At 63.9% G+C, this 23438-nt stretch carries 18 protein-coding genes and 1 pseudogene; 10 read left to right on the forward strand and 9 right to left on the reverse strand.

What is annotated here, in order from left to right:
- Positions 1–5 precede the first annotated feature (5 nt).
- From mexE to ACTYOL_RS12195, 3 genes are all read right to left on the reverse strand, one after another.
- A complete protein-coding gene (gene mexE, locus ACTYOL_RS12185; RefSeq protein ID WP_065862810.1) occupies positions 6–1247 on the reverse strand; it encodes a multidrug efflux RND transporter periplasmic adaptor subunit MexE in 1242 nt (413 codons plus the stop codon).
- A 191-nt stretch (positions 1248–1438) separates the two neighbouring features.
- The gene (locus ACTYOL_RS12190; RefSeq protein ID WP_444757982.1) at positions 1439–2452 is read right to left on the reverse strand and encodes a zinc-binding alcohol dehydrogenase family protein; all 1014 of its coding nucleotides are present in this window, start codon (positions 2450–2452) and stop codon (positions 1439–1441) included.
- 166 nt (positions 2453–2618) lie between these two features.
- A complete protein-coding gene (locus tag ACTYOL_RS12195; RefSeq protein ID WP_054891297.1) occupies positions 2619–3137 on the reverse strand; it encodes a carboxymuconolactone decarboxylase family protein in 519 nt (172 codons plus the stop codon).
- 124 nt (positions 3138–3261) lie between these two features.
- Here ACTYOL_RS12195 and ACTYOL_RS12200 point away from each other — a divergent pair, with 124 nt between their 5' ends.
- Positions 3262–4080, forward strand: coding sequence for a cupin domain-containing protein (locus tag ACTYOL_RS12200; protein WP_444757983.1), 819 nt, complete (start codon positions 3262–3264; stop codon positions 4078–4080).
- 81 nt (positions 4081–4161) lie between these two features.
- Here ACTYOL_RS12200 and ACTYOL_RS12205 read toward each other — a convergent pair whose 3' ends face one another.
- Positions 4162–4479 carry a DUF2388 domain-containing protein gene (locus ACTYOL_RS12205; protein ID WP_054891299.1) on the reverse strand — a complete coding sequence of 106 codons (318 nt, stop codon included), beginning with the start codon at positions 4477–4479 and terminating at the stop codon, positions 4162–4164.
- Positions 4480–4747: 268 nt separating this feature from the next.
- Here ACTYOL_RS12205 and ACTYOL_RS12210 point away from each other — a divergent pair, with 268 nt between their 5' ends.
- From ACTYOL_RS12210 to ACTYOL_RS12230, 5 genes are all read left to right on the forward strand, one after another.
- Positions 4748–6100, forward strand: a complete 1353-nt coding sequence (locus ACTYOL_RS12210) for an MFS transporter (protein WP_444757984.1) — start codon at positions 4748–4750, stop codon at positions 6098–6100.
- A 22-nt stretch (positions 6101–6122) separates the two neighbouring features.
- A complete protein-coding gene (locus tag ACTYOL_RS12215) occupies positions 6123–7112 on the forward strand; it encodes a LysR family transcriptional regulator (protein WP_197889643.1) in 990 nt (329 codons plus the stop codon).
- Positions 7099–8514 carry an aspartate ammonia-lyase gene (locus tag ACTYOL_RS12220; RefSeq protein ID WP_444757985.1) on the forward strand — a complete coding sequence of 472 codons (1416 nt, stop codon included), beginning with the start codon at positions 7099–7101 and terminating at the stop codon, positions 8512–8514. Before ACTYOL_RS12215 ends, ACTYOL_RS12220 begins: the two co-directional genes overlap by 14 nt.
- Positions 8515–8911: 397 nt before the next feature.
- Positions 8912–11020, forward strand: a complete 2109-nt coding sequence (locus ACTYOL_RS12225) for a TonB-dependent receptor family protein (protein WP_444757986.1) — start codon at positions 8912–8914, stop codon at positions 11018–11020.
- 16 nt (positions 11021–11036) lie between these two features.
- A complete protein-coding gene (locus tag ACTYOL_RS12230) occupies positions 11037–12371 on the forward strand; it encodes an LLM class flavin-dependent oxidoreductase (protein WP_444757987.1) in 1335 nt (444 codons plus the stop codon).
- Between the two features lie 1145 nt (positions 12372–13516).
- On the opposite strand, the gene ACTYOL_RS12235 is transcribed toward ACTYOL_RS12230, so the two are convergent.
- Positions 13517–14452, reverse strand: coding sequence for a LysR substrate-binding domain-containing protein (locus ACTYOL_RS12235; protein ID WP_151924758.1), 936 nt, complete (start codon positions 14450–14452; stop codon positions 13517–13519).
- 146 nt (positions 14453–14598) lie between these two features.
- Between ACTYOL_RS12235 and ACTYOL_RS12240 the strand changes: the two genes are divergently transcribed.
- The 4 genes and pseudogenes from ACTYOL_RS12240 to ACTYOL_RS12255 all read left to right on the forward strand — a co-directional run.
- Positions 14599–15975 carry an L-serine ammonia-lyase gene (locus ACTYOL_RS12240; RefSeq protein ID WP_444757988.1) on the forward strand — a complete coding sequence of 459 codons (1377 nt, stop codon included), beginning with the start codon at positions 14599–14601 and terminating at the stop codon, positions 15973–15975.
- Between the two features lie 107 nt (positions 15976–16082).
- Positions 16083–17390 carry a serine/threonine transporter gene (locus ACTYOL_RS12245; RefSeq protein ID WP_063544815.1) on the forward strand — a complete coding sequence of 436 codons (1308 nt, stop codon included), beginning with the start codon at positions 16083–16085 and terminating at the stop codon, positions 17388–17390.
- Positions 17391–17517: 127 nt separating this feature from the next.
- Positions 17518–18399, forward strand: coding sequence for an alpha/beta fold hydrolase (locus ACTYOL_RS12250; RefSeq protein WP_197889648.1), 882 nt, complete (start codon positions 17518–17520; stop codon positions 18397–18399).
- A gap of 8 nt (positions 18400–18407) precedes the next feature.
- A pseudogene (locus tag ACTYOL_RS12255) lies at positions 18408–18683 on the forward strand (C4-dicarboxylate transporter DctA); the annotation flags it as partial.
- 11 nt (positions 18684–18694) lie between these two features.
- Here the strand turns inward: ACTYOL_RS12255 and ACTYOL_RS12260 are convergent.
- The 4 genes from ACTYOL_RS12260 to ACTYOL_RS12275 form a co-directional block, all read right to left on the reverse strand.
- Positions 18695–19372 (reverse strand): DUF3313 domain-containing protein, encoded by a 678-nt coding sequence (locus tag ACTYOL_RS12260; protein ID WP_151924755.1) that lies wholly within the window; start codon positions 19370–19372, stop codon positions 18695–18697.
- Positions 19373–19517: 145 nt separating this feature from the next.
- The gene (locus ACTYOL_RS12265; protein WP_444757989.1) at positions 19518–20813 is read right to left on the reverse strand and encodes an NAD(P)/FAD-dependent oxidoreductase; all 1296 of its coding nucleotides are present in this window, start codon (positions 20811–20813) and stop codon (positions 19518–19520) included.
- 14 nt (positions 20814–20827) lie between these two features.
- A complete protein-coding gene (locus ACTYOL_RS12270) occupies positions 20828–21916 on the reverse strand; it encodes a polyamine ABC transporter substrate-binding protein (RefSeq protein ID WP_444757990.1) in 1089 nt (362 codons plus the stop codon).
- A 105-nt stretch (positions 21917–22021) separates the two neighbouring features.
- A complete protein-coding gene (locus tag ACTYOL_RS12275; protein ID WP_054891312.1) occupies positions 22022–23380 on the reverse strand; it encodes a glutamine synthetase family protein in 1359 nt (452 codons plus the stop codon).
- Between the last annotated feature and the right edge of the window lie 58 nt (positions 23381–23438).

A 23438-nucleotide genomic window follows, 5' to 3' on the forward strand; every position in this document is an offset into this window, starting at 1 on the left:
GTCCCTTAACCGCGCGGTGCCTGGGCACTGGCGACTTTCACATTCGAACCTGCCACCGCCGGTGCCGGATTGCTGGCTTCCAGCGCCTGGCGCTGACGGGCGAGGGTGGCGAGGGTTTCTTCACTGGCCATCGGGGTTTCCTCCGGGGTGACCGGCGAGCCTGGGCGCACACGCTGCAGGCCCTTGACCACGATGCGGTCGTCCTTGCTCAGGCCGCTGCGCACGATACGCAGGCCTTCGAGCTTCGGACCCAGTTCCACCGCGCGGTAGGCGGCCTTGTTGTCCTTGTCCATGACCAGCACGAACTTCTTGCCAAGGTCGGTGCCGACCGCTTCGTCATTGATCAGCACGGCGTCGTACTTGGCGCTGCCGACCAGCTTGAGGCGGGCGTAGAGACCTGGGGTGAACTGGCCATCGCGGTTGTCGAACACGGCGCGACCACGGATGGTGCCGGTGCGCGGGTTGACCTGGTTGTCGACGAAGTTCATCTGGCCCAGGTGCGGGTTGCCGGTCTCGTTGGTCAGGCCCAGGTACACCGGGGTGGTCTGGCCGCGCTGGCCCTGGCGGGCAAGCTGGGTGTACTTGAGGTACACGCGCTCGTCGGCGTCGAAGTAGGCGTAGACCTTGTCGGTGGAGACCACGCTGGTCAGCGGGGTGACGTCGGCGGTGACGATGTTGCCAGCGGTGAAGTCGGCACGGCTGACGCGGCCACTGATCGGCGAGGTGACGCGGGTGAAGCTCAGGTTCAGGCGGGCCAGGTCGAGCTGGGCCTGGATCGCATCCACCCCGGCGCGGGCCTCGGCGGCGGCGCTGGTGCGCGATTCGGCAAGCTCGGCGGAGATGGCGTTGCTGTCGCGCAGGCGCTCGCCACGACGGGCTTCGTTGGCGCTGCGGATGGCGGTGGCCTTGGCCTGTTGCAATTGGGCTTCGAGGCGACGGACTTCAGCCTGGAACGGGCGCGGGTCGATCTGGAACAGCAGGTCGCCTTTCTTGACCTGAGCGCCTTCGGTGAAGGCCACCAGGTCGATCTGGCCGGAGACGCGCGGGCGGACTTCCACGGTTTCCGGGGCTTCCAGGCGTCCGGTGAACTCATCCCATTCGTTGATCGGCTGCTCGATCACCTTGGCCACGCTCACCTTGGGGGCGGCGGGAGCCTGCATGGCGTCGGGGGTTTTACCGCAAGCGCTGATCACCGCCACTGCCAGGGCAGCGAGGGGATAGCGCAGGGCCTTGAATGAATATTCCATGGAGAACTCCGCCACTGTATTGATAGTGGGCGGATCATGAGTGTGTTGCGTTACAGGAACGAATCGAATGGCGCGAAGGTCATTATCACGCGGAATGATATGTCGAGCCTGTTTATCGATGGCGACACATGTGGCAGTGAGGGGCAGCGGCCTTGCGACGTGCTCGCGACCCCCTCACCGCATGACTGAAATCAGTCCCCGAACCCCTCCAGCACGATCTTGCCCTTGGCCCGGCCACTTTCGATCAGCGCGTGGGCCCGACGCAGGTTGGCGGCATTGATGGTGCCGAAATGCTCACCCAGCGTGGTCTTGAGCACACCATCGTCGATCAGTTTCGCCACCCGCTCCAGCAACTCGTGCTGCTTGATCATGTCGCTGGTCTGATAGAGCGAACGGGTGAACATCAGTTCCCAGTGCAGCGACAGCGACTTGCGCTTGAGCGGCACCACGTCGAGGCTGGCCGGATCGTCGATCAGCGCCAGCTTGCCCTGCGGGCGCAGCGCCGCGACCAGTTGCGCAAAGTGACTGTCGGTGTGGGTCAGGCTGATCACCAGGTCAACCTCGGGGTAGCCGATGGCATTCAGTTGCTCGACCAGCGGCTGGCTGTGATCGATCACGTGGTGTGCGCCCAGCTCGCCCACCCACTGACGGGTTTCCGGGCGAGAGGCGGTGCCGATCACGGTGAGGCCGGTGAGCTGGCGTGCCAATTGAAGCAGGATCGAACCCACGCCACCGGCCGCGCCGATGATCAGCAAGCTCTGGCCGTGGCCTGCGTTTTCAACGACACCCAATCGGTCGAACAGCAATTCCCAGGCGGTAATCGAGGTCAGCGGCAATGCTGCGGCGCTGGCGTTGTCCAGGCTGCGGGGCTTGTGGCCGACGATGCGTTCGTCGACCAGGTGCAATTGGCTGTTGCTGCCGGGGCGATCGATGGCTCCGGCGTAATAGACCTGGTCACCGGGCTGGAACAGGGTGACTTCGGTGCCGATTTCACGGACGGTGCCGACCGCATCCCAACCCAGCACCCGAGGAGCCGTCTTGCCGGCGCCGGCGCGGATCTTGGTGTCGACCGGGTTGACTGAAATGGCCTGGACCTCGACCAGCAGGTCGCGTGGGCCTGGGGTGGGGCGGGGCAGTTCGCTGTCGAACAGGGCTTGGGCGCTGTCGATGGGCAGACCGTGTTCGGTGAAGACGATGGCTTTCATGGGGGTTCCTTGGGTATCAATGGGCGATGGGGATACCTTAGCTAACGTGGTTTGGCTGAAAAACATCGTTATGGAAGTTAGACTTTCGGCTTTTCTTTGAAAGTGTGCGCTGACAGGGCAGCCCTCTCGCGGATTGTCCCGCGAGAGGGCTGCTGCTGTTGGCCGATCACGCCCCGCGTGGTGGGAAGTCCACTTCGGTCCGCGCCACATTGTTCAGGTAGTTGGTCAAGGTCAGCAGCGTCACCTGGGCAATCACATCGACGATCCGCGCATTGTCCAACCCACCGGCGCGTACCTCGGCCAGCACACCGTCTGGCACCTGGCCGCGATTCAGCGTCACCGCGCGGGCAAGCACGGCTACCGGATTCAGGGTGCCGGCGCGTGCTGCCTGGATATCAGCCTCGCTCAGCCCCGACTTACCGCCGAAGAAGCTGTGCGCAGCCACGCAGTACTCACAACCATTGACCTGGGATGCCGCCAGGGCCACGACCTCGCGTTCGGCCGGGGTCAGGCTGTTCTTGCCCATGGCCTGGGCCAAGGCCATGTAGCCGTTGAGTGCGGCTGGGGAGTGGGCCATGGTGGCGAAGGCGTTGGGCAGGAAGCCCAGGCCTTTTTCCACGCCTTGCAGGGCTGGGCGGGCGGCTTCAGGGGCTTGTTCGATGGTCAGGGCGGCAATGCGAGTCATGGTGAATCTCCTGTCTGAGTGGGAGCTTGTTGTTCAAGCTTGGGTACAGATTACCCAGCAGGAATTGCCTTTCGGGTTCAGATCGTCCAGCTTATGCGACTGATCGTCTAAATATGGATCTGCTATGGACCGCCTCGCCACGCTGCTCAACCATTTCGACTTCAACGCCTCCACGTTCCATCAGGGCGGCTTCTGCGGCCTCTCGCGTTTCGATGGCGAGCAGCGCAGTGGTCATGTGCATCTGCTGCGCGCCGGGCGCCTGCGCTTCAGAGGCCCGGACGGGCACGAGCAGGTGCTGGAAGAACCCAGCCTGATTTTGCTGATACGTCCGCAGACCCACCAACTGCTGGCCAGCGAGTCGGACAATGCCGAACTGGTCTGCGCCACCTTGGCGTTCACCGGTGGCCCGGACAATCCGCTGACCCGTGCATTGCCGGACGCGCTGGTCAGCCCGCTGAGCGCCCTGACCGGGTTGCAGGCCAGCAGCGACTGGCTGTTCACCGAAGCCTTCGGCGATGATTGCGGACGCGAACTGGTGCTCAACCGGTTGTTCGAGCTGATGGTGATCCAGCTGTTGCGACAGTTGCTCGGCGATGGCCAGATGGCTTCAGGCATGTTGGCCGGGCTGGCCGACAAGCGCCTGTCGCGGGCGTTGGTGGCGATGCATGACGCCCCTGCGCACAACTGGAGCGTGGATGCGCTGGCATCGTTGGCGGGGATGTCGCGGGCGAGCTTTGCCGCGCACTTTCGCGCGGTGGTGGGCAGTACCCCGGGGGACTACCTGGCGGATTGGCGCATCGGGCTTGCGCAGAAGCGTATCCGCGAGGGCAGGCCGCTGGCGCTGGTGGCGGATGAGGTGGGGTACCAGAGCCCTTCGGCGTTTGCGAGAGTGTTCAGGCGCAAGACCGGGGTGAGCCCTTCGCAGTGGCGTGGAGAAGCCTGAGATCACGGGTATTCTTTTCGCGGGCACGTCGCAGCTGTGAATCGCCGCTGCGACTTGCCCGCGAAAAGAACACCACAGTCATCAATGATCCGCGACAACCTCATCCTGCGACAGCAGCGCCTTGGCCAGCTCTTCATCACTGGCCTGTAACCCAGGATGGCTCTGGCGTACCTGCTCCAGCGCCGACTCCACATACGCCCCGCGAATCGCACCGCCGCTGGCCACGAACGCAGACAGCTCGTCGCGCGCCGGAATGATCCGTTTGTCATCCTTGAATGTGGAGTAGAGCGAAGCAGAAACCCCTGCCGAGGTGGCCACATCGCCCGCGTCGACACGGGCCAGGGCGGACCCCGCGGGAATGCACAGCAGCAGTGCCGGAACAAGCAGTGAATAACGCATGATCAGTCCTCCAGAAGCATCACAGCCCAAGGGATCTCGTGCATGCAATTAAGAGGTGCGGCCATTGGCCAGAGTTCCCCGAGCGAGCAATTGCCAGACGAGCGACCGCATATCGGACGCCCGACTTCATCAGCAATTGCGGCTTACACTATCAGCATTCTTGATACTGTCAGCGCACCTGCTGTTTTGCTGAAGTTGTGACCGTAGACTTATTCGTAACCGGCCCTCCGCGCCGGCTCACAACTACAAGAAGCAAGTGGAGACACGAATGAGTAGCCAAGTTTCGTTCGAAGACCTCCCACTCAGCCGTTTTCATATCAAGACGGTGTTCAGTGGTACAGGCGGTCAATTCAGTGACGGATTCGTGCTAGGGATTATCGGCATCGCGGTCAGCATGGCAGCGGGGCCGTTGCAATTGAATGCGCTATGGATGGGTTTGCTCGGCGCGGCGTCACTGGCCGGTCTGTTTCTCGGCAGTTTGTTTGCAGGGCCCTTGGCCGATAAGTTCGGCAGGCGCCGGATCTTTGCCTGGGACATGTTGCTGTTCGCGGTTATTTCAGCTTCGCAGTTCTTCGTTACTTCTCCCGAGCAACTTCTGGCCCTGCGCCTGCTGCTCGGGCTGGTGCTGGGGTTCGACTATGTGGTGAGCAAGTCGCTGGTCACCGAGTTCGCCCCACGCCGTTATCGCGGGCGTTTACTGAGTGTACTGGCCGCCGCCTGGGCCGCAGGTTACGTCGCCGCGTACCTGGTGGGCTTCGCCATCCGTGATATCGGCCCGGACGCCTGGCGCCTGATGCTGGCCTTGAGCGGTGTGCCGGCCTTGTTGATACTGCCGTTGCGCCTGGGTGTGCCGGAATCGCCGATCTGGCTGATGGCGCGCGGTCGCAGTGCCGAGGCGCTGGCCATCGTCCAGGCCAAGTTCGGTGCGCACGTGACCTTGCCCGTCGCGCCACCGGCAGCGGCGCAGCAACGCGGCAGCTTCAGCGAGCTGTTCAGCCGCCGCTGGCGCAAGAACACCCTGGTCGGTTGCGTGTTCTACACCTGCCAGGTGATTCCCTTCTTCGCCCTGGGCACCTTCTCGCCGCGTGTGCTCGAAGCATTGAACGTGCAGGACAAGTTCGTTGGCGGGCTGGTCTACAACGTGTTGCTGATGGTGGGCGCACTGTTCGGCCTGCTGATCATCGACCGCATTTCGCGTCGCAGCTTCCTTATCGGCACCTTCTACCTGAGCGCCGTGGGCCTGGCCGTACTGGCCTGGGCCAACTTCGGGGCGCTGGGCACCATCATTGCGTTCGGCTTCTTCGCGTGCGTGCTGGCGGCAGCGGTCAACCTGGAGTTCGTCTATCCGCCGGAGCTGTTCCCCACCCACCTGCGTGCTTCGGGTATCGGCCTGGCCGTGGCCGCCAGCCGCTTCGGCTCGGCGTTCGCCACCTTCCTGTTGCCGATCGCCGTGCAGCATCTGGGGGTGCATACGGCGCTGGGCGTGTGCGTCGGGGTGCTGCTGTTTGGCGGTGTGTTCTGCCACCTGTTCGCCCCGGAAACCAGCCAGGAGCGCCTGGCGGCGGTCACGCCGGAGGAGGGCGACGGCAAACCTGAAGAACGGCCGTTGAACGCCCATTGATCACCCACACGGGAGCTTGAGCATGCCTGGCAACAGACTCATCGACATGTACGCGGTACAGGTGTTCATCGCCGTGGCCGAGGAGGGCAGCATGTCCGGTGCGGCCAGTCGCATGGGCATCTCCCAATCCGGGGTATCGCAGCTGGTACGCCAGCTGGAGGACGATCTTGGCGTGGTGCTGGTGGACCGCACCACGCGGCCGCTGACCCTGACTACGTTCGGCCTGGCCCTGCGCAACCGAGGCGCGCAGCTCAGCGAGGAGTTGTCCAACCTCAAGGCGCAGGTGCTCGATGCCGGGCGCGGGGTCAAACCCGACCTGCGCATTGGCCTGGTCGACTCCTTCGCCGCTACCTGTGGCTCGATGTTCACCCGGCAGATGCTTGGCCAGGTCACGCAGTTGTCGGTGCGTACCGGCCTCAGCCCGCAGCAGGGCGAGTCGTTGCTGCGCCGCGACCTGGACCTGATCGTCACCAGCGATCCGCTGATGGATGCCAACGACGTCATCCGCTATCGCTTGTTCACCGAGCGCTATTTCGTGATTACGCCCAAGGCGCTGGGGCGAGCGCTGCACAGCCTCGACGATGTGCGGGCGCTGGCCAATGTGCTGCCGGTGGTGCGTTTCAATCGCCTGTCGCAGGTCGGCCTGCAGATCGAGCGGCACCTGCGCGGCCTCAATGTGCGGGTGCCCAACCGCCTGGAGCTGGACAATGCCGACGCCCTGACCGCGATGGTCGCCGAAGGCATCGGCTGGGCGGTGACCAGCCCGATGTGCTTTCTGCAGGCCATGCCCTGGGTCGACAACGTCACCGCGCACCTGACCCCTGAGCTGAGCCTGGAGCGCTCGCTCTATCTGGTGGCGCGGCGCAACGAATACGGCGCCTTCTTCGCAGATGCCTGCGAGTCGGCGCGTGCTGTCATCCTCGATGGCTTCCTGCCGCGCCTGGCGGCGCTGGGCAAGGGCGTCGAGGCATTAGTCAAATTCGATGAGGGAAATACCCGTGAGTACTTTTGATCGCCTCGATGCACGCGTCGAGCAGGATTATGTGGGCGAAGTGCGGATTGCTGCCGACAAGCTCTATGGCGTGAATTCGCTGCGCGGCTTCGACAACCTGAGCGTGTCGCCGCTGAGCATCGCCCATTACCCGGCCTTTCGCGATGCCTTTGCCCAGTGCAAGTGGGCCGCAGCGCTGGCCAACCATGAATGCGGGGTGATCGCCCAGGCCCAGGCCGACGCCATTGCCCAAGCCTGCCAGGCGGTTATCGCCGGTGCATGTGACGACTCGCTGATCGTCGATCTGCTGGAAGGATCAGGCGGCACCTCGACCAACATGAACTTGAACGAAGTCATCGCCAACCGCGCCCAACAGTTCCTCGGCCATGCGCCGGGCAGCTACGAGGTGGTGCACCCCAACGACCACGTCAACATCTCGCAGTCCACTAACGACGTGTACCCGGCGGCGTTGAAGATCGCCACCCACGCCATGCTTGCCGGGCTGATCGAGCAGGTGCGCCTGCTGGCCCAGGTGTTCGATGCCAAGGCGCTGCAGTTCGCCGATACCCTTCACTTGGGCCGCACCTGCCTGCAGGACGCCCAGCCCATGCGCCTGGGACAGTTGTTCGGAGGGTACGCCGCGCTGACTCACCGCCTGGCCGACGAACTGGTCGCCGTGCGTGAAAAGCTGCACACACTGCCTTTGGGCGGCACCGCCATCGGCACCGGGTTCGGCGCGCCGAAGGCTTACCGCGCGGCGGTCTACCGGCATCTGGTGACGATCACCGGTGTCGCCTACCAGGCGCCGGCCAACCCCTTCGATGCGATGCAGAACATGGATGTGTTCGGCCGCGTATCTGGCGAGCTGCGTACCTGCGCCACCTCGCTGGCGAAGATTGCCGCCGACCTGACCAAGCTGTCGTCGGGGCCGGTGGGCGGCATGGGCGAGCTCAAGTTGCCAGAAGCCCAGGCCGGCTCCTCGATCATGCCCGGCAAGGTCAATCCGGTGCTGCCGATGGCGATGATCCAGCTGAGCTTCGCGATCATTGGCAACGATGTGGCAGTGGCTCAGGCAGTGCAGTACGGCGAGCTCGAGATCAACCATTTCGAGCCGGTGGTGGCCTCGCGAGTGTTCGACAGCATCACCTTGCTCACTCAGGGCATCCAGCGTTTTCGTGAGAAGTGCGTGGCCGGCATCCAGGCTGACGAAGCCCGCAACCTGGCGCATTTGACCGATTCGATGGCGGTGGCGACGGCCCTGGTGCCGCGCCTGGGTTATGCCCAGGTCAGCAAGCTGGCGCGTCAGTCGGTGCTTGAAGGGCGCTCGCTGCTGGCGATCCTGGCCGAGTCCGGTGTGATGACCGAGGCGCAGGCCATGGCAGCGATCGAGCAGGCGTCGTATCCGGTGTTCGAGCAGCGTTGATTGATGAACCTGCCCCTGCAGACAGGTCACCACCTGCTGCAGGGGCGGCGGTTCGGCGGCTCGACTGTCCGCGAAAGCGCCGGAACGCCAAATACTGCGCGCGAAGGATTGAAAGTTGTGTGTTTCCAGAGAAATTCTGTTGACCGGTTGTTGAGTTTCGAACAGCGGTCGTTATATCGAAATACCCGAATCAAAGCTGAATCTCCTAGTGTGGTCTTGAACTGTTGTTTATCGAACAGCGGGTTGCACAAATAGCCCGTCCTCCAACACGCGAATCGCTGAAATAGTGTATTCAGTGCCTTGGCACAACAACTGCAATAACCCCATTTGAATGCCCGACCGTACTTCGTGAACAACAGCGAAACACGGCCTTATATATAAATGGGGAGTATCAGTAGTGCGTGCGAAAGTTCGATTTTCCACTCAGCCGCGTTTCAGTCTGGTGACCGCCGCCAGCCTGCCGTTGTTACTGGCTGCCTTCAGCCCGGCAACGTTGGCCGCCGAGGAATCCACCTTGGGCACGGTGACGGTCACCGGCGCCGCGGCAACCGGCGCCCAGCAGGACCAGAAGCGCCTGCAGAAGGTTGCTGGCAATACGGCGGTGGTCGACAACCGCAAAGTCGAGCAGGGCCGTGCGGCCAACGCCGAGGACGTACTGGCGCTGCAGCCCGGTGTGTTCGCCCAGGGCACCAGCGGCACGGCTGCGAACAAGATCTCGATCCGCGGCTCGGGGCTCAACACCTTCTACCAAGGCTATGTACTGGGCACCAAGTTTCTCTTCGACGGCCTGCCGATCACCGGCCCCGGTGGCACCCAGGAAGACTTCCTCGACATGCAGGCGGTGGATCACACCGAGGTGCTCTACGGCGCCAACGCTTACGAGTACGGCGCGTTGGCACTGGGCGGGGCGATCAACATGGTCAGCAAGACCGGCCGTACCGACCCTGGCAACTATGCACGCTTCGAGGTCGGCAGCTATGGCTACCGCAAGCAGCAGCTGAGCACGGGCGGTGTGGTGGGCGACAGCGACTACTACATCAACGTGCTGCACAACGAGCGCGACGGTTACCAGGATCACGCCAGTAACGAAGGTCGCGGCATAGCCGCCAACTTCGGCCACGTGTTCAGCCCCAAGCTGCAGACCCGCATGTTCTTCAAGTACCGCGAAGAGCAGTTGATCAACGGCAACACCCTGACCCGCGCACAGCTCAAGCATGACCCGCGCAGCAACCTGGTGCCCACCGGGCGGCGCAAGGACGGCACCACCTTCATCGGCAACAAGACCACCTACACCTTCGACGATGGCGCCAGGCTCGAAGTCGGCGCGTCGTACAACAACTACCCGCTGCTCAATGGCTGGCGCTATGCCGTGGCGCCGCAGGATTGGCGCTCGAAGGATATCAACCTGACCCTGCGCTACCTGCGTACCGGCGACACCTTCCTCGGCCTGCCCAGTGACAGCAGCGTGATCTTCAGCAACACCCGCGCCTACCTGGCCGATGTCAAGGCGCACAGCCGCGCCACCGGGCTCAGGACCCAGGAAACCAACTACACCGGCTCGCGCGATACCGTGCTGACACTGGCCAACGAGCTGCAACTGGCCGATGACCTGTGGGTGTCGTCGGGGCTGTCGTTCGTCAACATCCGTCGCAAGGGCGAGATCGAGGCGAGTACCCTGACCGCGGCCAACCCCAGCAACTTCCCCACCAGCGTCGAATACGTCGAGAACGACCTGGCGCCGCGGCTGGGACTGCGCTACCAGATCAATCCCGAATTCCAGCTGTTCAGCAACGTCAGCCGCAGCATCGACCCGCCGGTGACCTGGCAATTGGGCAGCACCAGCAATCCTTTCCTCTACGATGTCCGGCCGCAGAAGGCCACGACCTTCGAGGTGGGGGTACGCGGCAGCCATGGGATCTTCGATGGCAGCCTGACCCTGTACCGCTCCTGGGTGCAGAAAGAGCTGTTGACCGTGGTCGTGCAACAGGCAACCGCCACCCAGGACCAGCTCACGGCCACCTCCAACGCCAGCCCGACCCTTCATCAAGGCATCGAAGCGGGGCTCAATGCGTTGCTGTGGACCGGTGCCAACGGCGACACCCTCGACCTGCGCCAGGCCTACACCCTCAACGACTTCAAGTACCGTCACGACGACCGCTTCGGCGACAACCAGCTGCCCGGCCTGCCGCGCCAGGTCTACCAGGCCGAGCTCGCCTATCGCCAGGCCAGCGGGTTCTACGCCTCGCTCAACCTGCGTGCCGCGTCCAGCTACTACATCGACTACGCCAACACCTGGCAGACGCCCTCGTACCTGCTGTGGGGCGCCCAGTTCGGCTACCAGGCGCCGAGCCGCAAGTGGGAGGTGTTCGCCGACCTGCGCAACCTCACCAACCAGCACTATGCCAGCGCCACCAACACCGCCTATGACGCGGGCGGGCGCGACTCTGCGAACTTCTACCCAGGGGACGCGTTCAACGTGACCACTGGCGTTGCCTTCCGATTCTGAGTGCGGGGAGAGCCTCATGAGCACAGATCAAGCGCAGATGAGCCTGGGCATGAACATCCTCGGGTTCGGCGCCCATGCTGCGGCCTGGCGCCAGGGCGAGGCGGCCATCGACGCGTATGTCGATGTCGCCTACTACCGCGATATCGCCCGGCTTTCGGAAAAGGGCTGCCTGGATGCGATCTTTCTGGCTGATGGGCCGGCACTGCCCGGTGATGTCGCCAGCCAGCCGGGCGGGCGGCTGGAGCCGACCCTGCTGCTGACCGCCGTGGCCGCTGCCACCGAGCGCATTGGTGTGATCGCCACCTGTTCGAGCACCTACAACGAACCGTTCAACCTGGCCCGGCGCATCGCCTCGCTGGACCACATCAGCGGTGGGCGCGCCGCATGGAACGTGGTCACCAACGCCGGCGACGCTGCCGCGCAGAATTTCGGCCTGGCGGGTGCGCCGCTGCATGTCGATCGCTATGGCCGCGCCGAGGAATTTCTCGAGGTGACGCTCAAGCTGTGGGACAGCTGGGAAGAGGATGCAGTGATCGGGGACCGGGCAGGGGGGCGCTTCGCTGACCCGGACAAGGTCCATACCGTCGACTTCAAGGGCCGGCACTTTCAGGTCAAAGGCCCGTTGAACCTGCCGCGCTCGCCCCAGGGGCGTCCGGTCCTGGTCCAGGCCGGTTCTTCCGAAGGCGGCAAGGCGCTGGGGTCGCGCTATGCCGATGCGATCTTCACCACCCAGACCACCTTGCCTGACGGGCAGGCCTTCTACCGGGAGATGAAAGCCCGCGCCAAGGCCTGGGGGCGAGACCCGAGGCACCTGAAGATCATGCCCGGCCTGTCGACGGTGATCGGCAGCACCGAGGCCGAGGCCCATGCGCGTTTCGACGAGCTCAACGCCTGGCATGGCGAGCATGGCCTGTTGCAGCAAGTGGCCGGACGCATCGGTATCGATGCCCGCGAGCTGGACCCGGATGCGCCCTTGCCCTGGGCCAGGATCGGCCCGGTGGCTGCGTTCGAGCAGGGTTCCCATGGCTTTCTCGAGGCGCAACTGAACCTGGCCCGGCGCGAAAACCTGACCATTCGCCAGTTGTCGCGACGCATCCTGGTAGGCCACCGGCTGGCGGTCGGTACGCCCGAGCAAGTCGCCGACACCCTGGCCGAGTGGTTCCTGGCCGGGGCGGGAGATGGCTTCAACATCATGCCTGACATGTTTCCATCAGGCGCGCAGGTGTTCGTCGAGGAAGTGGTGCCGTTGCTGCAGCAGCGGGGATTGTTTCGGCGCGAATACCAGGGCAGCACGCTGCGCGAGCACCTTGGTCTGCCCAGGGCGGTGAATCAGTACTCGCGGCGCAGGTGACCCCGATAAAGGGGAATGGCAGTGGGGAATCCCCCCCCCCGCTGCGATCCCTGTGAACTGCCAAGGTACTGAAAACGCTCTCTATTTTTCCATGGTATGCCCCTTGCTCCGGCACCTCGCAGAGTCTCCCTGTGTCCCGGAGATGTAGCATGAAGACTCCGCCCAAAGGCGCCATCCTGACGTCATTCACGTTGACCGTGCAGTGCCAGCTCAGCCTGATGGCCAATGACCAGCGGGCCGCCGCCGACCACTGCCGCAGCACATTAGGGCGGCACATGATGGAGGGCGCTCAAAGGCAGCCAGGCCATAGATGCTGTGGCCTAGCGATGGGATTACCAGCCTATTCGGCTAACGGTTGGCAAGATGATTCCCCCCCATTGTCGAACACCGTCGAAATCAGGCGAGAGTGGCCTGAGATCCACCGTCCAAGAGGTGGAGTCACCCAAGTAGTTATCCCCTGTCCAGTAGAAGGAATCAGGCCACCCAAGAATCTGTGGTACTGATCTTGACAGGTCTTCCTCCCTATAAACCTGCCAGAACGCCCTCATTTGAGTTCGAGTCAACGCATGGAATTCGGGACGTGTTGGGTTTGTTGAGGGGGCTGTCCAGAGTTGATCATCACGTCGTTCTACCAGGCGTACGGTACCGGTAAACGTTATGTCGTAACCGGCTCGGGCGCCAGTGCTGTCAGTCACCACGATGCGTGCAGTCCCGATCCCTGTGGCCACCACGTTTCCGTTGCTAGGGCCCACTATGGCGATGTTTGTGTTGCTCGAATAATAGCGATAGGGGGCTTTGCCACCTGTAGCTGCACGCAGGAAAGAAGCATTGAAGTGGGGCGCAGGCACTAACGGGGGACGCCCCTGAACGATGATGTAATCGGTCCCCAGAGCCTGGCTATGGTTTTCACCGAGGTACAACGCCCCGCCCACTTTGAAGCGCAAAGGCTCGGACTTTCTGGGTGCCGCAGTTATCGACGATGTCATGGCTGTTCCCTGGTGCTTGTGATCCCGGCAGCAGTATTGCCCGGATTGAAATCGCCCGAAACTGACAGAAATGCTAGGTGTCGGTTGTGCGCCAGCGTGGCCCTGACGGGCATTTGGGGCGTGGGTGGTAACGCGGCCACGCTCTTGCCGGGAGTGGTATCACATCAGCGGATGCAGGGCCCGGAAGGTCTGCGCTTCCTCCACCAACCAATCGTGCACTGCGCGGGCGCCGGGTTGGGTCAGGCCGCCGGGCGGATAGAGCAGCACATAACGCTTGTGATTGGGGATCGGTACCCCGAACGGAACGATCAGAGTGCCGCGCTCGAGCTCGTCGTTGAGCAAGGTACGGCGCGCAATCGCGACGCCGATACCGGCAATCGCCGCCTCGATGGTCAGGTGGTTGCGATTGAAGGTGTGGCCGCGGCGCACGTTCAGGCCACCCGCGCCGATGCCCTCCAGGTAGAACTCCCACTCCGCGTATTCCGAACTGCCGCGCCAGGCCGTGATGTCGTGCAGCAGCGGATAGTGGACCAGATCGGCCGGCCCGTGCAGCGGCGGGCGACCGCGTAGCAGGGCGGGGGAGCAGACCGGAAAGATCTGCTCGTCCAGCAGCGGCGTCGAGAGCATTCCGGGATAGCTGCCGTCATTGAGGTCGATCGCCAGGTCGAAGTCGCCGTCGTGCAGCGCCTGCTTGCTGTCTTCGGCCACCAGGCGCAGCTCGATGTCCGGGTAGCGCTGCTGGAAGCGTGGCAGGCGCGGGGTCAGCCATTTGGCGAGGAACGAAGGGATCGAGCGCAGGCGCAAGGTGCCGCGAATTTCACCCGCATCCAGGCGCAGCAATTCGGCTTCGATGCTGCCATAGGCCTCGGCGACAGTCTGCGCCAGGCGCTGCCCCTCGGCGGTCAGCTCCACACCACGGGCGCGGCGCAGGAACAAGGCAAAGCCCAGGCGCTCTTCAAGCTGGCGCATCTGCTGGCTGACCGCCCCGGGGGTGATGTGCAGTTCTTCGGCACAGCGGGTAAACGACAGATGCCGCGCCGCACAGGAGAACACATGCAGCCAGACGAATACCTGGCCGTTGAGTTGCCCTTTCATTGTTTAGTCCTGCTAAAGGCTTGCTTAGGAATTTTCGTTGGTCATTGCCAGGCGAGCGCGGCAGTATCGCGCAAATTCGCAGTACCCATCAATTTTTCCGGAGGGCCGCGCAGCGGCAAACAACGTCGCAGCGGTCAGGCATTAGCATGGCTATCAGTGTTTTCGACCTCTTCAAGATCGGCATCGGGCCGTCCAGCTCCCACACCGTGGGGCCCATGCGTGCCGCCGCCACCTTTGCCCAGCGGCTGCGCGAACATGGCCTGCTGGCCCAGGTGCAGCGGGTCGAGGTGCGCCTGTATGGCTCGCTGTCGGCCACCGGCGTCGGTCACGCCACCGACCGCGCCTGCCTGCTGGGCCTGATGGGCGAGTGGCCGGACCGCATCGACCCGCACAGCATCGAGCCGCGCATCGACCAGTTGATGCAGGAGCAGTGCCTGATGCTCGATGGCTCGCATCCGGTGACGTTCCAGTACAGCCGCGACATGCGCCTGCTCGACGAGAGCCTGGACTACCACCCCAACGCCATGAGCCTGGAAGCACTGGGCGGGCAGGGCAGCCTGCTGACCCAGACCTACTACTCCGTTGGCGGCGGCTTCATCATCGAGCAGGCCGAAATCGATGCTCCGGCCAGTACCGACGCGCACGTCGAGCTGCCGTACGAGTTTTCCTCAGGCGCCGAGCTGCTGGCGCTGTGCAAGACCCATGGCTTGACCGTTGGCCAGTTGATGATGGCCAACGAGCGCGCCTGGCGCAGCGAACACGAGATCCGCAGCGGCCTGCTGGGCATCTGGGCCGCCATGCGCGAATGCGTCGAAAACGGCCTGCGCAACGAAGGCATCCTGCCGGGCGGGCTCAAGGTCAAGCGCCGCGCTGCGCGCCTGCACCGCAGCTTGCAGGAGTTGGGCAAGCCCAACGTGATCGGCTCGACCCTGAGCGCGATGGAGTGGGTCAACCTGTTCGCGCTGGCGGTCAACGAAGAAAACGCCGCTGGCGGGCGCATGGTCACGGCACCGACCAATGGCGCGGCCGGCATCATCCCGGCGGTGTTGCACTACTACATGAAGTTCAACCCCGCGGCCTGCGACGACGACGTGGTGGCGTTCCTGCTGGCCGCTGCGGCGGTCGGCATCCTGTGCAAGAAAAACGCATCGATCTCCGGCGCCGAAGTGGGTTGCCAGGGTGAGGTCGGTTCGGCCTGCTCCATGGCCGCTGCAGGCCTTGCCGAAGTGCTCGGCGCCACCCCGCCGCAACTGGAAAACGCCGCTGAAATCGCCCTGGAGCACAACCTTGGCCTGACCTGCGATCCGGTCGGCGGTCTGGTCCAAGTGCCGTGCATCGAGCGCAACGCCATCGCCGCCGTGAAGGCGATCAATGCCGTGCAGATGGCCTTGCGGGGTGATGGCGAGCATTTCATCTCCCTCGACCGGGTGATCCGCACCATGCGCGACACCGGCGCGGACATGCACGCCAACTACAAGGAAACCTCCCGCGGCGGCCTGGCCGTTGCCTTTGTCGAGTGCTGAGTTCGCTGGTTCAAACCCGCTCCTGTAGGCGTTCGACTCAACAAGCCTGAACCCATTTGCAACACCCGCTGCACCGAGCAACAAAAACAACTACAAAGGCGAAACCCATGACTGATGTACACAACACCACGACCGTTCGTGCGGATTCGGCTGCGCCGGCTTCGACCACAGCCACGCGCAGCTGGAACCGCCACGACACCACCTGGGCCCTGGGCCTGTACGGCACTGCCATCGGTGCCGGTACCCTGTTCCTGCCGATCAACGCCGGGGTAGGGGGCTTCTGGCCGCTGCTGATCCTCGCGCTGCTGGCCTTCCCGATGACCTTCTATGCGCACCGTGCGCTGACCCGCTTCGTGCTTTCCGGGCGCCGTGGCGGCAACGAAGACATCACCGAGGTGGTCGAGGAGCATTTCGGCGTGGGTGCCGGCAAGCTCATCACCTTGCTCTACTTCCTGGCGATCTTCCCCATCCTGCTGGTCTACAGCGTGGCCCTGACCAACACCCTGACCAGCTTCCTCGAGCACCAACTGCACGTGACCGCGCCGCCGCGTGCACTGTTGTCGCTGCTGTTGATCGCCGGTCTGATGGTGGTGGTGCGTTGCGGCCAGCAGATCATCGTCAAGGTCATGAGCGTGCTGGTCTATCCCTTCGTCGCCTCGCTCCTGCTGCTGGCCCTGAGCCTGATCCCCAACTGGAACGGTGCCTTCTTCGCCCAGGCCAGCGAAGGCCTGAGCACCTCCAAGCTGCTGCTGACCCTGTGGCTGGCGATCCCGGTGATGGTGTTCTCGTTCAACCACTCGCCGATCATCTCGGCCTTCGCCGTCGACCAGAAGCATCGCTACGGCGCCGACGCCGACCGCAAGAGCGGCCGTACCCTGGCCACCGCCCACGTGATGATGGTGCTGACGGTGATGTTCTTCTGCTTCAGTTGCGTACTGGCCCTGAGCCCTGCCGACCTGGCAGCGGCCAAGGTGCAGAACATCTCGATCCTGTCGTACCTGGCCAACCACTTCCAGACGCCGGTCATCGCCTTCGTCGCCCCCCTGATTGCCCTGGTGGCGATCACCAAGTCTTTCCTGGGTCACTACATCGGTGCCAGCGAAGGCTTCCAGGGCATGATCGTCAAGAGCCTGCGCAGCCGCGGTAAAAGCTGGTCGGCCAAGCGCCTGGAGCGGGTGACCGCGCTGTTCATGGTGCTGGGCTGCTGGATCGTGGCGACCCTCAATCCGAGCATCCTCGGACTGATCGAAAGCCTCGGTGGCCCAGTGCTGGCGTGCCTGCTGTTCCTGATGCCGATGTATGCCGTGCGCAAGGTGCCTTCGCTGCGCAAGTACTCGGGCGCGCTGTCGAACGTGTTCGTCGTGCTGGTGGGGTTGATCACCTTGTCTGCGATTTTCTACGGCTTCTTTGCCTGAGGCCATGCTTCACGATTCGTGTTGCTTCGCTCTGCATTTGTGTTCTTGATGCCTTCGGTGCCGCAGCTATGCTCGGCACCTGAAGGGTCGTCTTACGGCCTGAAAGCACACGAACGGAGTGATTGGCATGTTCCAGGGTTTCAAGAAAGCCTTCCAGCACGTCGAAGGTATCGAGATCGCCTACCGTATCGGCGGCAAGGGGCCGGCGTTGCTGCTGTTGCACGGCCACCCGCAGACCCATGTTATCTGGCACAAGGTGGCCGAAAAGCTGGCCGAGCAGTTCACTGTGGTCGCTGCCGACCTGCGCGGTTACGGCGATTCGGCCAAGCCTGAGGCCGACGACCGGCATGAGGCGTATTCCAAGCGCCGCATGGCCGCAGATATGGTCGGGCTCATGCATGCCCTGGGGTTCGAGCAATTCGCCCTGATGGCCCACGACCGCGGCGCGCGGGTCGCGCACCGCCTGGCGCTCGACCATCCCCAGCGCCTGACCCGCCTGGTGCTGCTGGACATCGCGCCAACCCTGACAATGTATCGCCAGACCAACGAAGCCTTCGCCCGTGCCTACTGGCACTGGTTCTTCCTCATTCGCCCGGCGCCACTGCCTGAAACCCTGATCGAAGCCAACCCGGAAGGCTACCTGCGCAGCGTCATGGGGGGGCGCAGTGCCGGCCTTGCGCCGTTCACCGACGAGGCGTTCGCCGAGTACCGTCGTTGCCTGTCGCTACCGGGCGCAGCGCGTGGCGTGTGCGAAGACTATCGGGCGGCTGCAGGCATTGACCTGGAGCATGACCAGGCCGATCTCGATGCCGGGAACACGGTCAGGACCCCGCTACTGGTGATGTGGGGCCGTGACGGCGTCATCGGCAAGTGCTTCGAACCGCTCAAGGAATGGCGCGCCTGTGCCGAGGACGTGCGCGGCAGCGAGTTGCCCTGCGGTCACTACATTCCTGAAGAAGCCCCGCAAGCCTTGCTCGAGCACGCCCTGCCGTTCCTGCTGCACGCCTGATACGGCCTGTCGGCGCGGGTTTCGTTGCGCTGGCCGCAAGCCTTGCGGTGGTGCCGACCGTACCGGTCGCGGCGATGGTGCTGATCCTGGGCGTCGACTGCTTCCTGGCCGAATGCCGGTCGCTGACCAACATCATCGGCAATGCGGTCGCGACCCTGGCTGTTGCAGTCTGGGAGGGCGAACTCGACAGGGACCGGCTGGCGGTAATCAGCCGCAGCCCGGGCGCGGTTGCCAGCGCCCAGACCACGCCTGAAACCTCGGGCATGCCTGCGGCGAAAGACTGATCCGACGCCGTTTACTGGCCCTTCTTGCGCAGTTCCACGACGCTACGACGCATGTCGCTGGCCCAGCCATCGAGCACCGGCTTGACGTTCTCCAGCTTGAGCTGCGCGGTGTCGTTCTCCAGCGCCTCGCCGGTGCCCTTGCGCACCACCTGGGCCAACACTTTCTGGTTGGCACCGTCGAGGAAGGCCGCTTCTACAGCGATGTCCACTTCCTGGTCACGACCACCGGCCGCAGTGTTCACAGCCGCGGCCACCAGGGCGATGGGCACCACTTCATAGGGCTTGAGCCCCTCGGTCTTGGTCGACACCGCGGTGATCGCCGGGCGTACCACGATCGTTCCCGGGCCTGGAGCGCTGACCACCGTCAGCACGCTGCCCAGTTCCCGGCGCATGGCGTCGTCGAAGTAGCGGGTGATCGCTTGCAGGGTCTGCGCCGAGATCACCGCTGTGGGTTGTGGTCTGGGGTAGAACTGGCTGGGCTCGATATAGACCTGTCGATACTGGCTGGCCTTGATCCCGGGGTCGATCCAGCGCATTACCGGTGCCCCGGAAACACTTTCCGCCGGCTTGAGCCGGCTGTAGTCCTTGAGAAACCCGGAATACTGGCTCGGATCGACGCGGTTGCTGGAACAGGCGGCCAGGGCAAGCACGGCAGCGCACAGCAGGGTAGCGCGAGGCAGCGGTTTCATGATGGGTAGCGTCCATTGAGGGGGAGGCCAGATCAACGCTAGCAGGTGCTTGGCGATTGGCCAGTTTGCAGGTGGTTTGGTGTGCGCCCTTGGTTCTGTGATGTGAATTCCCACATGAAATCAGGGCCTGCAAACCATCCTTCAATCACCCCAGCACCTCCCTCACGCGATACCACAACATCCCCAGGGCCAGCAGCGGCGAGCGCAGGGCCTTGCCGCCGGGGAAGGTCAGGTGCGGCACGGCACTGAAGATATCCAGGCCCTGGCTGTGGCCGACGGCGATGGCCTCGGCCAACAGCTTGGCGGTCCAGTGGGTCACGTTCAGGCCATGCCCGGAGTAACCCTGGGCGTAATACACGTTTGGATGCTGGCTCAGGCGGCCGACCTGGGGGAAGCGGTTGGCGGTGATGCCGATCATGCCGCCCCACTGGAAGTCGATGCGCACATCGGCCAGTTGCGGGAACACCTTCAGCACTTTCGGGCGCATGTAGGCGGCGATGTCCTTCGGGTCGCGGCCGGAGTAGTGGCAGGCGCCACCGAACAGCAGGCGGCGGTCGGCGGTCAGGCGGTAGTAGTCAAGGCCGACCTTCTGGTCGCACAGCGCCATGTTCTGCGGAATCAGGCTGCGCGCCAGAGCCTCGGGCAACGGTTCGGTCGCCACCACGTAGCTGCCGGCGGGCAGCACCTTGCCGGTCAAGCGCGGCTCCAGCTCGTCCAGGTGCGCATTGCACCCCAGCACCAGGCTCTTGGCCCGTACCTTGCCGCGTGCGCAGTGCAGGGTGACGGTGGGCCCGTGTTCGATGCGTTGCACAGCGGTCTGCTCGAAGATTCGCACGCCAAGGCTGCTGGCGGCGCGGGCTTCGCCCTGCACCAGGTCCAGTGGGTGCAGGTGGCCGGAGCCCATGTCCACCAGGCCGCCGGCGTACTGGTCGCTGGCGACGATGTCGTAGATGCGCGCTGGGGCGATCAGCCGGGTTTCATGGCGATAGCCCAGTTCGGCCAGGTCCTGCAGTTCGTCGTTGAACGCCGCGAACTGCGCCGGGGTGTTGGCCAGCTCGCAGAAGCCCCAGCGCAGGTCGCACTCGATGCCGTATTGCTCGATGCGCCTGGCCACCAGCTCGACCGAGTCCAGGCCTGCCTGCTTGAGGTAACGCACGCCGTCCTGGCCCACGTAGCGAGCAAAGCCCGAAACGTCATGGCCGATACCACGGATCAGCTGTCCGCCATTGCGCCCACTGGCGCCCCAGCCGATGCGGCGGGCCTCCAGCAGAATCACCGACAGGCCACGCTCGGCCAGCTCCAGCGCGGTGTTGACGCCAGTCAGGCCGCCGCCGACCACGCACACGTCGGCGCTCAGCTCGCCTTCGAGTTCGGGGTAGGGCGCCGTGGCACGGGCCGTGGCGGCGTAGTAGGAGGTGGTGTGTTCGGTTTGATGAGGCATCGGAAACACTCGAATCAGCGGTTGGACTTGATCTTGCTCCAGGAGCGGGTCATCACCCGCATGATCTGCGGGCTGGGGGTACTGGAGACGTAGAGCTTGTCCAGAACCTCCTGGGGCGGATAGATCTCGGGATTCTCCACCAGCGACTTGTCCATGAACGCCTTGGCATCAGGGTTGGCATTGGCATAGCCGACCGTGGCGCTGACCTTGGCGATCACTTTCGGGTCGAGCAGGTAGTTGATGAAGGCCAGGGCCTGGTCTGGATTGCTGGCGTCTTTCGGGATGGCCAGCAGGTCGAACCACAGGTTGCTGCCTTCCTTGGGAATGCTGTAGGCGATCTTCACGCCGTTCTTGGCTTCCACGGCGCGGTTGGCCGCCTGGAACACGTCGCCGGAGTAGCCGAAGGCCACGCACACGTCACCGTTGGCCAGGTCAGAGACGTACTTGGAGGAGTGGAAGTAGGTGATGTACGGGCGCAGCTCCATCAGCCGTGCTTCGGCCTTGGCGTAGTCTTTCGGGTCTTCGCTGCGTGGGTTCATGCCCAGGTAGTTGAGCATGGCCGGGAACAGCTCGTCGGGCGAGTCCATGAAGGCCACGCCGCATTGCTTGAGTTTCTTCAGGTTCTCTGGCTCGAACAGCACGGCCCAGGAGTCGACCTTGTCGATGCCCAGCGCGGCCTTGACCTTCTCGACGTTATAGCCAATGCCATTGGTACCCCACAGGTACGGCACAGCGTACTTGTTGCCCGGATCGTTCTGCTCCAGTTGCTTGAGCAGTTTCGGGTCCAGGTGCTGCCAGTTCGGCAACTTGCTGCGATCCAGTGGCAGGAACGCGCCGGCCTTGGCCTGGCGGGCGAGGAAGTGGTTCGAGGGCACCACCACATCGTAGCCGGTGCGGCCGGCGAGCAGCTTGCCCTCGAGGGTTTCGTTGGAGTCGAAGACGTCATAGACCACCTTGATCCCGGTACTGGCCTGGAAGTCGGCCAGGGTGGTCTCGCCAATGTAGTCGGTCCAGTTGTACACGCTGACCGTGGGCTCGGCCTGGGCGGCCGCGCCGAACATCAGGGCGAAGGCTGCGGGAATCAGGGTTTGCAAATGACGCATGTCGGCACCTCGTTGGACTTGTTCTTCGGGTTCGAAACGGAAGCAGGGGCAGCGCGTTGCCTGTGGGAGCGGATCGACCCGCTCCCGCAGAAACCCTCCATGGGGTCACACGCTCAGCAGCAGGAACTCGCGCTCCCAGGAGCTGATCACCCGCTTGAAGTTTTCATGCTCGGCGCGTTTGACCGCGACGTAGCCCTGGACGAACTGGCGCCCCAGGTAGTCTTCCAGGACCTTGCAGTCTTCCATGTGCTGCAGCGCATCCTCGATGGTGATCGGCAGACGCAGGTTGCGGCGCTCGTAGGCGCGGCCCTGTACAGGCGCGCTCGGCTCGATCTTCTCGATCATGCCCAGGTAACCGCACAGCAGGCTCGCGGCGATCGCCAGGTAAGGGTTGGCATCGGCGCCCGGCAGGCGGTTCTCCACGCGCATCGCCTCGGGGCTGGAGGTCGGAACGCGCAGGCCGGCGGTGCGGTTTTCCTCGCCCCATTCCACGTTCACCGGCGCCGAGGTGTCCGGCAGGAAGCGGCGGAACGAGTTGACGTTCGGCGCGAACATCGGCAGTACCTTGGGGATGTACTTCTGCAGGCCGCCGATGTGGTGCAGGAACAGCTCGCTCATGCTGCCGTCTTCATTGGCGAACACCGGCTTGCCGGTGGCGATGTCGACCACGCTCTGGTGCAGGTGCATGGCACTGCCCGGCTCGTCGGTGATCGGCTTGGCCATGAAGGTGGCGGTGACATTGTGCTTGAGCGCCGCCTCGCGCATGGTGCGCTTGAATACGGTGATCTGGTCGGCCAGGTCCAGGGCGTCGCCGTGACGGAAGTTGATCTCCATCTGCGCCGGGCCGTCTTCGTGGATCAGCGTGTCCAGGTCAAGGCACTGGATTTCGCACCAGTCGTAGACGTCCTCGAACAGCGGGTCGAATTCGTTCGCGGCATCGATGGAGAACGACTGCCGGCCGCTCTCGGCACGGCCCGAACGGCCCAATGGCGCCTGCAGCGGCAGGTCCGGATCTTCGCAGCGCTGGGTGAGGTAGAACTCCATTTCGGGCGCAACGATCGGCTGCCAGCCCTTGTCGGCGTAAAGCTTGAGGACTTTCTTCAGGACGTTGCGTGGCGACAGCTCGATAGGGTTGCCGTGCTTGTCGAAGGTGTCGTGGATGACGATGGCGGTCGGTTCGATCGCCCAAGGGATCTGGTACACCGCCGCCGGGTCAGGGCGGCAGATCATGTCGATGTCGGCCGGATCGAGCAGGCCGTAGTAGATGTCGTCATCGACGAAGTCGCCGGTGACGGTCTGCAGCAGCACACTCTCGGGCAGGCGCATGCCACGCTCGTTGAGGAACTTGTTGGTCGGGGCGATCTTGCCGCGGGCAATGCCGGTCAGGTCACTGACCACGCATTCGACTTCGGTGATCCGGTGTTCTTTCAGCCAGGCGGACAGCTGATCGAAGGGGGCGTTCATACAGACCTCTTGGTTGGGTTTTGGTGGTGGGCATGTGCAGCGCGTGAAGGCCGTCGAC

The sequence above is a fragment of the Pseudomonas sp. A014 genome (genome assembly GCF_052378495.1).
Lineage (GTDB): Bacteria > Pseudomonadota > Gammaproteobacteria > Pseudomonadales > Pseudomonadaceae > Aquipseudomonas > Aquipseudomonas machongensis.

What these genes read in the sequence shown, in the direction of transcription:
- mexE (WP_065862810.1), bottom strand. Translation starts at nt 1,247, where the DNA reads ATGGAATATTCATTCAAGGCCCTGCGCTATCCCCTCGCTGCCCTGGCA.
- ACTYOL_RS12190 (WP_444757982.1), bottom strand. Translation starts at nt 2,452, where the DNA reads ATGAAAGCCATCGTCTTCACCGAACACGGTCTGCCCATCGACAGCGCC.
- ACTYOL_RS12195 (WP_054891297.1), bottom strand. Translation starts at nt 3,137, where the DNA reads ATGACTCGCATTGCCGCCCTGACCATCGAACAAGCCCCTGAAGCCGCC.
- ACTYOL_RS12200 (WP_444757983.1), top strand. Translation starts at nt 3,262, where the DNA reads ATGGACCGCCTCGCCACGCTGCTCAACCATTTCGACTTCAACGCCTCC.
- ACTYOL_RS12205 (WP_054891299.1), bottom strand. Translation starts at nt 4,479, where the DNA reads ATGCGTTATTCACTGCTTGTTCCGGCACTGCTGCTGTGCATTCCCGCG.
- ACTYOL_RS12210 (WP_444757984.1), top strand. Translation starts at nt 4,748, where the DNA reads ATGAGTAGCCAAGTTTCGTTCGAAGACCTCCCACTCAGCCGTTTTCAT.
- ACTYOL_RS12215 (WP_197889643.1), top strand. Translation starts at nt 6,123, where the DNA reads ATGCCTGGCAACAGACTCATCGACATGTACGCGGTACAGGTGTTCATC.
- ACTYOL_RS12230 (WP_444757987.1), top strand. Translation starts at nt 11,037, where the DNA reads ATGAGCACAGATCAAGCGCAGATGAGCCTGGGCATGAACATCCTCGGG.
- ACTYOL_RS12235 (WP_151924758.1), bottom strand. Translation starts at nt 14,452, where the DNA reads ATGAAAGGGCAACTCAACGGCCAGGTATTCGTCTGGCTGCATGTGTTC.
- ACTYOL_RS12240 (WP_444757988.1), top strand. Translation starts at nt 14,599, where the DNA reads ATGGCTATCAGTGTTTTCGACCTCTTCAAGATCGGCATCGGGCCGTCC.
- ACTYOL_RS12245 (WP_063544815.1), top strand. Translation starts at nt 16,083, where the DNA reads ATGACTGATGTACACAACACCACGACCGTTCGTGCGGATTCGGCTGCG.
- ACTYOL_RS12250 (WP_197889648.1), top strand. Translation starts at nt 17,518, where the DNA reads ATGTTCCAGGGTTTCAAGAAAGCCTTCCAGCACGTCGAAGGTATCGAG.
- ACTYOL_RS12260 (WP_151924755.1), bottom strand. Translation starts at nt 19,372, where the DNA reads ATGAAACCGCTGCCTCGCGCTACCCTGCTGTGCGCTGCCGTGCTTGCC.
- ACTYOL_RS12265 (WP_444757989.1), bottom strand. Translation starts at nt 20,813, where the DNA reads ATGCCTCATCAAACCGAACACACCACCTCCTACTACGCCGCCACGGCC.
- ACTYOL_RS12270 (WP_444757990.1), bottom strand. Translation starts at nt 21,916, where the DNA reads ATGCGTCATTTGCAAACCCTGATTCCCGCAGCCTTCGCCCTGATGTTC.
- ACTYOL_RS12275 (WP_054891312.1), bottom strand. Translation starts at nt 23,380, where the DNA reads ATGAACGCCCCCTTCGATCAGCTGTCCGCCTGGCTGAAAGAACACCGG.